The organism is Luteibacter sp. 22Crub2.1 (genome assembly GCF_900167995.1).
Lineage (GTDB): Bacteria > Pseudomonadota > Gammaproteobacteria > Xanthomonadales > Rhodanobacteraceae > Luteibacter > Luteibacter mycovicinus.
In genome coordinates this window covers 258567-267439 of sequence record NZ_FUYT01000007.1, presented here as the reverse complement: position 1 = coordinate 267439, position 8873 = coordinate 258567, and the positions used below count along the sequence as shown (strand labels likewise).

Sequence of the window (8873 nt, the reverse complement as noted above, 5' to 3'; positions counted from 1 at the left end):
TCATACTGGCGTTGCCAGGTGCCGATGAGACCGGCATTGCGGACGTTGAACAACGCCGTGGCTTGCCTGAGCGACAAACCCTCAGCCTTAATTCGCTGAAGAACTTCCATTTTGAAGGACACGTCGTAATACGTGTGCTTCCGCGACAAACCGGCACGCCCATGCAGTAGGTAGGCATCCCGCCAGCGGCGGACCATCGAATAGTCGAGGCCGTGCCGCATGGCTACCTCTCCGCCCGACGTGGTCCCCTGAGCCGCCTCTTGCGCGACTTTTATCTTGAAAGCAGCGTCGTACTTCGCCATAAAAAAACACCCCAGAGATTGGACGGGTGTCCAACTTCTGGGGTGCAGTTCATTCGGCGGGGTTTCTCGTTTCCGGGGCTTTGACCCCTATAACTCGACGAGGTCCGTAAAGTCGACGTTGCCGCCCGCCGATGCGGCGATCACGTTTTGCTGGACCACGCCCGGAAACAGGTTCTGGGCGACGCCGGCGTGGTTTTCCCTGTTGAACAGATAGGGCAGGTGCGACCACACGCGATACCCGAGCGCCTTCATCGCTTCCACTTCGCCGGCTGCCTGTTCGCTGCCGGAAAGCCGGGCGTAAATCAGTGGCCGATACGTCTTCAGTGTTTCGACACCGCCCGCGATCAGGTCGATCAAGGCATTCGTTTCGTTGATCTTGAGCAACTGCAGCGACGCCAGCCGGAGGCTGTCGAGCGTCACGCCGCGAACGCTCTCGTCCGGACGACCGTCGCCACGGAGCACGTGCGGGCCACGTGAGCCTCCCAGCCACACCGCATGGGCAAACACGTTATCCAGACCGTTGAGCGCGATGGTCGCGCACGATTGCTGGAACCGGATGCGTCGTGGCTCGACCATATGCACCTGACCCCCGGGGCCCACGGCCCGCGACATCCAGAGCGCGTGCGCGGCGTACTCCGCACCGAACTCGAGCACGACGTGCCGCTCATCGACGAGGGCGCTGAGCAGGTCCGATGTCTGTTCGGTCCATTCGCCGTAGGTTTTCAGCGATCGGGCGATCATATTGTCCGTGGGCACAGCCGCTGCGATGCCGTAGCGGGTGGACCAGAAAGGCGTGGAGGGATCGTGTGGAGACGTCGTAACGGTCATGAAGAAGGCTCGCCGGGCAATGACGGGGTGGATTCACGGATGCTTTCGTAGAACGCGGTGATCTCCTGCCGGCACGCGGCAGCCTGATCGGTGAGGGACGGCTCCTGTTCCGCGAGGAAGGCATGCAGCAGCGCCAGGGAGCACACGTCCCGCGCATCGTTGCCCGATAACAGGCGCGCACGTGCGAGCGCCGTCCGCGCGATGAGTAACGAGATGGATGGATCGGGCTGCCCGGACCCGGACGCGGTCATGGCGTGGCACAACCGTTCGACCTCCGCCAGGCGCGCCTTGAGCGCGTCGCCGCGTACCCAGGACGCCCAGGCGAGGTGCACATCGATCAGGGCATGGATGCCAGCTCGATCACGAGGTTCGTTCTCGCCTGAGTACCGCGCGACGAGCTCACGTACGGCGAAGAGGCGCCTCGCGCCGGTCAGGCATTCGACGTCGCCGAGTGCGCTGCGTATGGCGAACGAGATGGCGATGTCAGGCGACGGCAGCGGCAACAGGTCGACCGATTCCGGCACCATGTACAGCAACGGCGTTTCGAAAGGGGATGTGCGGTAGACCCACGTCGGATGCGAGGGGATGCCCTGTGCGTCGGTCCTGCGCACGATGGGGCTGTCGCTGAAATGCGCGGCGATGGACAGCGGTTGTGACAGTGGACGGAGGCGTCGCTTGCGTCGCCATCGTCGGATCGCGATCGCGGCGACGCCGGAACCGAACGTGGCAAGGCATGAGACGATCCACGAAGCGGGAGCGTCGGTTCGCCCGCTTTTCTCTTCTGAGGGACGCGAGGCCGGTGCGCCCGGTGCCGGTGTGCGGGTGGCGTCGACAGGTCGCCTCGCTTTTTCCTGCGCCTCCATCGCATCGAGCATGCGCGAGACGTCGCGCATCTGGCGTGCGCGCCGCGCGCGCAGCTCATCGCGGTCGTCGGTTTCCGTGCAGGCCACGAGCACGCAGGCGAGCAGGGAAAGCACGCCCGGCGAAAGGCGGGGAAGTGTGGGAAAGAGCAGCATCGCGAATTCGACATCCGTGGTCGCCGACGCCCGGATGGGCGAGGGGACTGCGATCTTAGGTGGCGATGCCGGTCGAAATCGATGGAATTATTCTGAGTTTTCGGTCGGATTTGCGTCGCGCTGGTCGTGCCTTGACAAGAATAGTCGACGAAGCGATGGTGCACGCGCGACTCGGGACGAGTCGGCAAGGATGAAGTGACGATGCGTTGGAAAACCGTGGGATGGGTCGCCCTGTCGGCCTTATTGGTTGTCGTGTGGTTGGTTGCTCTTCGCTTGTCGGGCGCGGTGTTGCTTGCCTGGCTCGGTCTGAGCGAGCGCGTTGCACTCAGCGGCGATACGTACGGACAGTACTGGACTGCGCGCATGCTTCCTGACGTCGCGCCTTACGTCTGGCGGATATGGCTGTCCGGTGCCGCGGGTTTTTTGCCGCCGCTCGTGGCATGGGGGGACGGCCCTTTGGCTTTACGTCCGGTGGCTGGCGGCGCGTCGTGTGGCATTTCCCACGCGTTTCGCGACGCGCTCCGAGCTGCGTGACGCGGGTATGCTCGATGCCGATCACGGTGTAGCTGTCGGTATGCGAGGCGGTCGGGCACTTCGCTGGGCAGGGCCAGGGCATCTCGCGTTGTGCGTTCCGGACGAAGCCCGGGCGGAAGCTCAGTTGGTGTCATCTCTGCTGGATACGCCCGGCAGCGTTGTCGTCCTGGATTGCGAGAGCCGCTTGTGGCGCGCGACCTCAGGCTATCGAGCGACACTGGGGACCGTTCGGCTCATCCGTCCATTCGCGTCCGACGGCATCTCGACTCACTGGAACCCATTGGGCCGCTTTTCCCCGGAAGCTGATCGGCGCCGCGAGGAGCTGTCGGCGATCGCCAGCATGCTCTACGACGAGCGCAGCTATGGCGCAAGGCCGATGCGTGAAGCGAAGGATGCCTTCACCGCTTTCGCCGGATACGTTTACGATGACGCGGCGGCCCGACGAGCCCTTGGCGGATCGGAGAGCGATCCAACGGCTACGTTCAGGATGATCCATCAGGTCGTGTCCCGGGCACGTGCCGACGGCAAGTCGGCGATAAAGAAAATGCTCGGCAAGGGTTTCGTCGCCGGCGACACCCGTGCTGGGCTTGATTCGTTGCTTCGCCTGCCGAACCGCGTGCTCAGGGAGCGCCTTGCGTCGGTCGAGGGTCCACTGCCGGCCTTTAGTACGGCATTCGCGGGCAGTGTCATGTCCGGCCCGGATACCTGCGCAGCGATACAGCATGGGGCTGCCGTCTCGATTTACCTGTCGGTTGGCGACGATCTGTCCCCGGACCAGCGCCGGGTGGCAACGATTCTGCTCTGGGACCTGATCCGACTGGGGCTCGGGCGCCGCTCCGGCGCCGCGGAGTTCACCTGTCTGATCAATGGCATCGAGCGGGTTGGACTGGTCGAGAATCTGTCTCGTGTCCTTCATGAAACGGGTCAGGACGGACCACGGTTTGTACTTCGTACCGCTCAGCCCGCCCGTTGGCGCGAGGTCTATGGGTCCCGTGCCGAGGTCGAGGCGATGAGCGCGATGGCTTGCCGGGTCGTCCAGGCACCGTCACGCCGCGCGGATGAGAACGACTTCATGGATATGTTGGGCTTCGCTAACGAGGCCGGCCGACAGCGTCCACTTCACTTCGACCCATCGCGGGCCACTCAATTACGTCGCGATCTTGCCCGGCTAGTGCCGGGCCAGCAGATGGTGGTGGCCGAGAGCCTCGCTGGCCCTGTTATCTGCACCACGCGGTCGCCGCTGCGCGACCGGCATCTCGTCCCACGCCTCCTTCCTCCTGTTACGGTCGATCCCCTGGATCTCGGAGACCCCTGCATGCCCCCACGAACCCTTCGCGCGATTGGCGCCACAGCCGCCCTGGCTCTTGCAGCCACGGCGTGCTCGCAGGACAAGCCGGCATCGTCCGACCAGGCTGTCGCCGCGCAGGCGAAGAAGGACGGTCTGACGGTCGACCAGGAGCGCTTCCTCCAGGAGGCGGTTGGGAAGCGTGATCCCAATTACAAATGGGAGGGGTACAGCGAGAAGCTGGTGCCGGCGAAGCTGGGGCCAAACACGTTCTTGTTTCCGATGAATCTTTATGAACATCAGACGGGACCGGATTTCCAAGGGTCGGTAGGGTTCACGCTGCGGTGGCCTACGCTCGAGGCATTTCCGGCAGGTGCTGTCCGAGACCGTGCATATGCAGGCGCCTATCTTGACGAGGCAATAAGCGTTCGTCCGAGATATGTGGATAAGGTGCCGATCGAGGACGTCGTAAGAACCTCTATTTCGCCGCACCCATGGAACCAACCGGACGACCCGATTTATCACCTCTCGCTTCGGACTAAGGGAGGGGCTGTCGATGGTCTTGTGCCGTATTACATCGATATGGCGAAACTGAAGGCATACCTCTCGAGAAGAGGCGCGCCTGTTGACGATGAAAACCTCACAGGACTAGGCAAAGATTGGTTTGTTTCATACTCAACGGGTGGTAAGCCGGTTACATTCATATCTTGCAGCCCGCGAGAAATTCGTGGCGCAAATTTAGTCAACGAACGGTTAGAGGATACCGCGGCGGGTATCGATCGCGGTACGTGTAATCAGGAGTTCGTGATTGAAGAGTTCCAGATTGCGGTGAATGTCACCTATCTTCGCGCTTACATGAAAGACTGGAAACGTATCGAGACGAGGATCAGGTCGCTATTCGACCAGGCCCTGCAAAATGCGGCAAACGGAGCCGGACGATGAATGGCCTCAACGACAAGGATATGGAGATTCTTCAGGCCTATGCTGAGGCGGGGAATCGTGAGCGCTACTGGAACTATCTCGCCAATCATGCGGGCGCAGACGGTTACGGCCTTCTCGCGCTGGGTGTTGTACGGAACGACAACATGCCAGGCGCTGTCGCAAACAACTACGCGCAGTCGTATGCGAAAGACCACGACCATGTGGTTCTCGACGAACGCGGCTGGGAGGCTTTTGGCAGGGATCTTGTCCGTAACGACTTCCAGCGACGCGCTCTTCACATGGCCCAGAACGAGCCGCAGTTGGCATTGAATCTTCCGGCAGCGGACATTCAAGATGCCCATGCTCAGTCATTCGGGAAGGCGTCGATCGGGGCTGATGCCTGGACACCGAATATACTTCTCAACGCGGCGCGCGCTGGCGGAGGTGAGCCAGCTGTAGAGAAGGTCTGGCACACCATGCTCGATAGCCGTTTCATCGGTGTACCTCGCCTCGGCGATACCACTTATGGTGTCCTTGGAAAATACGGGGATTACGTCGCCGATAAAGGTGAATACATGGGTGCTCTCATCCGAGCGGAGCGCACGGCGGCATTTTCCTCCTCGTATGTCGACCCTGATCACATCAATCGTGACATCAACCACTACGAATACGACGCTCGTTCAAAAGGCTGGACGTCCTATGTGAATACCGATGTTGCGGAGTTCGGCTTTCGCAGCCCGTCTGAGCGCGTCACCGATCCGGCCTTGATTCGAGACCTCAATGATGCGCGTGAGGTTCGACTTGAGCGTCAGCACATGGCGGCAAAGGTACACCCGGATGACCCGTATCGCGAAATTGCGCAGAGCCCGCATACGGTTGCCGACACGACCGCTCCAAAGTCGCCGTCGGTTGACTCGACCGTCCTTGCGCGCTCTGTGGATCCGGCGCTTTACGATGACCTCCGAGCGAGGCTGCCGGAGGGTACCGCGCCGGATCGACTTGCCCAGGTGACGCTTGCCGCGCGGCAGGCCGACATACGGGGCGGCGACATTCAGGGTATTTCGTTGCAGAACGATTCGACGTTGCTTGTGCACGGACGTCACCCGGGTGACCGTGCTGTCGTCGATATCTCTAAGCCGCCGCCCACCGTCGAGCAGACGGTCGCGCATGCCAATGCTTATGCAGGGCAGCAAACGCAGCAATGGGCCCAGTTTCATTCCGAGCAGCAACAGATCGAAGCTCAGGCCCAACAGCAGGCACAGACTCAGACACAGTCGCAGTCCGGTCCGGCTATGTCTGGACCTCGAATGGGCTGAAGCTCGCCCACGTCCGTCATCACGTCATTACGCTCGAACTCCCGGCTAACAGAGACCTGTGCATGAATCGTTCAGCCAGCGGCGTGCTCGCCACCGATCCAGCTCGCACGCAGCAGGTCACCGCCAATCCAGTAACAAAGCTCCGGCAAATGCCGCACGTTCCACGCCGCCAGATCGGCACGCTTGCCAACCTCCAGCGTGCCACGGTCGACCAGCCCGAGCGCACGCGCGCCGTTAACCGTGGCCCCGCGAAGCGCTTCTTCCGGCGTGAGGCGGAACAGCGTGCAGGCCATGCTCATCGCCAGGCGTAGCGAAAGCAGGGGCGAGGTGCCGGGGTTCAGATCCGTCGCGACAGCCATCGCGACGCCATGCTCGCGAAAGCGGTCGATGGGCGGCGGACGCGTATCACGCAATGCGTAGTACGCGCCGGGCAGGAGCACGGCGACCGTACCGGCTGCCGACATCGCCCGGACGCCTTCCTCGCTGGTCCATTCGAGATGGTCGGCGGACAGGCCCCCATACTGCGCGACGAGTGCCGCGCCGCTGAGGTCGGAGAGTTGTTCGGCGTGCAGCTTGACCGGCAGGCCAAGCGCGGTCGCTTTCGCAAACAGCCGGTCCGTCTCCGCATGCGTAAAGCCGATGCCTTCGCAGAAGGCGTCCACCGCGTCGACCAGACCTTCGTCCGCGAGCGATGGCAGCATGGTGTCGCAGACCAGCGTGACGTACTCGTCGCGCCGTCCGGCATATTCAGGAGGCAGGGCATGCATGCCGAGAAACGTGGTGCGTACATCGACGCCCAGCGTTTCCCCGATGCGTCGTGCGACGCGCAGCATGCGCCGCTCGGCATCCGGCTCCAGGCCGTAGCCGGATTTGATCTCCAGCGTGGTGACGCCATCCGCGAGCAGGGCCCGCGCACGGGGCAGCGACTGGCGCAGCAGTTCGTCCTCACTCGCCGCCCGCGTGGCGCGCACGCTCGACACGATGCCGCCACCGGCGCGGGCGATCTCCTCGTACGTGGCGCCTTCCAGCCGTTGCTCGAATTCCTGCGCTCGCTCGCCGCCGAAGACCAGATGCGTGTGGCAATCGACAAGACCGGGCGTGACCCAGCAACCCGGCAGCGACTCGACACGATGGGCGAGCGCGTGCGGATCGCCGGGCAGCTCGGCGCGAGGTCCGACAAAGGCAATGACGCCGTCCCGCCAGCCGATGGCGCCTTGCTCGATCGCACCGTAAGCCTCGCCGTTGTCGGTCAGCGTGGCCAGCCCGACATCGAGGAGGAGGTGGTCCCAGCGGGTATCGGCGGTCATGGCGAGGGGCTCGGCTCGGGAGTGGGAGGCGTTTCGCGACGCGCGCGTTCGGCCTCGTACTGCACGATCAGTACGTCGGCCAGAGCCTTGTACACCGGAACGCGGCAGACCAGAGCCGACGCGCCGCGCGCGAGCAGGCAGGCGGCCATGATCGGCAGGGCCATCATGTGGTTGGCCGTCAGTTCCAGCGAGATCACCGTGGCGGTGAGTGGTGCCTGGGTGACGCCGGACAGATATGCCGCCATGCCCAGAAGCACCACGGCGGAGGTGTCCGCGCCGGGCAGCAGCTGAGCGATGTTGCCACCGAAGCCCGCGCCCACCGCCAGTGCGGGCGAGAAGATGCCACCGGGAATACCTGCCCACGCCGACGCGATGTTGCCCAGAAACTTGAGCACGCCGAACAGCGGGCCGGTGTCGCTATGTCCCTGCAGGATGTCCTGTGCCTGCGCATAACCGGTGCCATACAGACCGTTGGCGCTGAGCAGGCTGAGCAGCACCAGGGCCAGACCGCAGGCCGCGGCGAAGACGATCGGCTGACGCGCGCGCAGACGGCCCATCGCACCGCGCAGTCCCAGCGTGGACGGAATGATCAGCCGGGCGAACAGGCCTCCGGCCAGACCGCCGACGAGCCCGGTGAGCAGCACGGCGATCCACGCGCGGCCGAGGGGCAGGGTGGCCGTGATGTCGCCGAAGTAGGCGTAGTTGCCGACGATGCCCAGGGAGACCACGCCGGCGACGAAGACGGCGGTGAGCAGCGTGCCGCTCATGCGGTGCTCGAAAGTGCCGGACATTTCCTCGATGGCGAACACGATGCCCGCCAGCGGGGTATTGAACGCCGCCGCCAGACCGGCCGCCGAACCGGCAAGAATGAAACGGCCCGCCGCGGCAGGGTCGTCGAAGCCGAAGCGCCGGCCCATCGAATACAGCAGCCCCGCACCGACGTGCACGGTCGGGCCTTCGCGACCGACCGAGGCGCCGCCGAGCAGCGCGGCAAGGGTCAGAGCCATCTTGCCGAGCGCAACCTTCAGCGCCAGCAGGCGGGAACGAAAACCCTCGTCCTCGACCTTCAGTGCCGCGATGGCCTGCGGAATACCCGAGCCCCGCGTCGCTTTCAGCGCCCCCTGTGTCAGCCAGCAGAGCAGCGCGAACATCGGCGGGGTGATGAACAACGGTACCCACCAGCCATGCGATGCCACGCTGTGAAACAGCTCGAAGGCGTAATCCGCGGCCTTGGCGAAGAAGACGGCGGACAGGCCGACGACGATGGCGCCCGTCCAGAACAGGATGCGTCGACGCCACTGCCTGGGCGACAACCATTCGTGCCGGCGCAACTCACGCAGGCGGGCCATGCGCGATGGATGCCC

General features: G+C 63.8%; 8 protein-coding genes. 3 read left to right on the top strand and 5 right to left on the bottom strand.

What is annotated here, in order from left to right:
• The 3 genes from B5X73_RS09700 to B5X73_RS09690 form a co-directional block, all read right to left on the bottom strand.
• A partial coding sequence (locus B5X73_RS09700) for a helix-turn-helix domain-containing protein (RefSeq protein WP_139382720.1) occupies positions 1–302 on the bottom strand: 302 nt, incomplete at its 3' end.
• 87 nt (positions 303–389) lie between these two features.
• Positions 390–1043, bottom strand: coding sequence for a class I SAM-dependent methyltransferase (locus tag B5X73_RS09695; RefSeq protein ID WP_079521511.1), 654 nt, complete (start codon positions 1041–1043; stop codon positions 390–392).
• Between the two features lie 83 nt (positions 1044–1126).
• Positions 1127–2146 carry a hypothetical protein gene (locus B5X73_RS09690; RefSeq protein WP_079521510.1) on the bottom strand — a complete coding sequence of 340 codons (1020 nt, stop codon included), beginning with the start codon at positions 2144–2146 and terminating at the stop codon, positions 1127–1129.
• Between the two features lie 201 nt (positions 2147–2347).
• Between B5X73_RS09690 and B5X73_RS09685 the strand changes: the two genes are divergently transcribed.
• From B5X73_RS09685 to B5X73_RS09675, 3 genes are all read left to right on the top strand, one after another.
• Positions 2348–2680, top strand: coding sequence for a hypothetical protein (locus tag B5X73_RS09685; RefSeq protein ID WP_079521509.1), 333 nt, complete (start codon positions 2348–2350; stop codon positions 2678–2680).
• A 127-nt stretch (positions 2681–2807) separates the two neighbouring features.
• A complete protein-coding gene (locus B5X73_RS09680) occupies positions 2808–4907 on the top strand; it encodes a type IV secretory system conjugative DNA transfer family protein (RefSeq protein ID WP_176167797.1) in 2100 nt (699 codons plus the stop codon).
• Positions 4904–6202, top strand: a complete 1299-nt coding sequence (locus B5X73_RS09675; protein ID WP_079521507.1) for a hypothetical protein — start codon at positions 4904–4906, stop codon at positions 6200–6202. The genes B5X73_RS09680 and B5X73_RS09675 overlap by 4 nt, the downstream gene beginning before the upstream one ends.
• A 71-nt stretch (positions 6203–6273) precedes the next feature.
• Here the strand turns inward: B5X73_RS09675 and hutI are convergent, their stop codons facing one another.
• Together hutI and B5X73_RS09665 are read right to left on the bottom strand one after the other, a co-directional pair.
• Positions 6274–7509, bottom strand: a complete 1236-nt coding sequence (gene hutI / locus B5X73_RS09670) for an imidazolonepropionase (protein ID WP_079521506.1) — start codon at positions 7507–7509, stop codon at positions 6274–6276.
• Entirely contained in the window at positions 7506–8858 is a 1353-nt protein-coding gene (locus B5X73_RS09665; RefSeq protein ID WP_090352548.1) for a chloride channel protein, read from the bottom strand. Before B5X73_RS09665 ends, hutI begins: the two co-directional genes overlap by 4 nt.
• Positions 8859–8873: the final 15 nt, after the last annotated feature.

What these genes read in the sequence shown, in the direction of transcription:
- B5X73_RS09695 (WP_079521511.1), bottom strand. Translation starts at nt 1,043, where the DNA reads ATGATCGCCCGATCGCTGAAAACCTACGGCGAATGGACCGAACAGACA.
- B5X73_RS09690 (WP_079521510.1), bottom strand. Translation starts at nt 2,146, where the DNA reads ATGCTGCTCTTTCCCACACTTCCCCGCCTTTCGCCGGGCGTGCTTTCC.
- B5X73_RS09685 (WP_079521509.1), top strand. Translation starts at nt 2,348, where the DNA reads ATGCGTTGGAAAACCGTGGGATGGGTCGCCCTGTCGGCCTTATTGGTT.
- B5X73_RS09675 (WP_079521507.1), top strand. Translation starts at nt 4,904, where the DNA reads ATGAATGGCCTCAACGACAAGGATATGGAGATTCTTCAGGCCTATGCT.
- hutI (WP_079521506.1), bottom strand. Translation starts at nt 7,509, where the DNA reads ATGACCGCCGATACCCGCTGGGACCACCTCCTCCTCGATGTCGGGCTG.
- B5X73_RS09665 (WP_090352548.1), bottom strand. Translation starts at nt 8,858, where the DNA reads ATGGCCCGCCTGCGTGAGTTGCGCCGGCACGAATGGTTGTCGCCCAGG.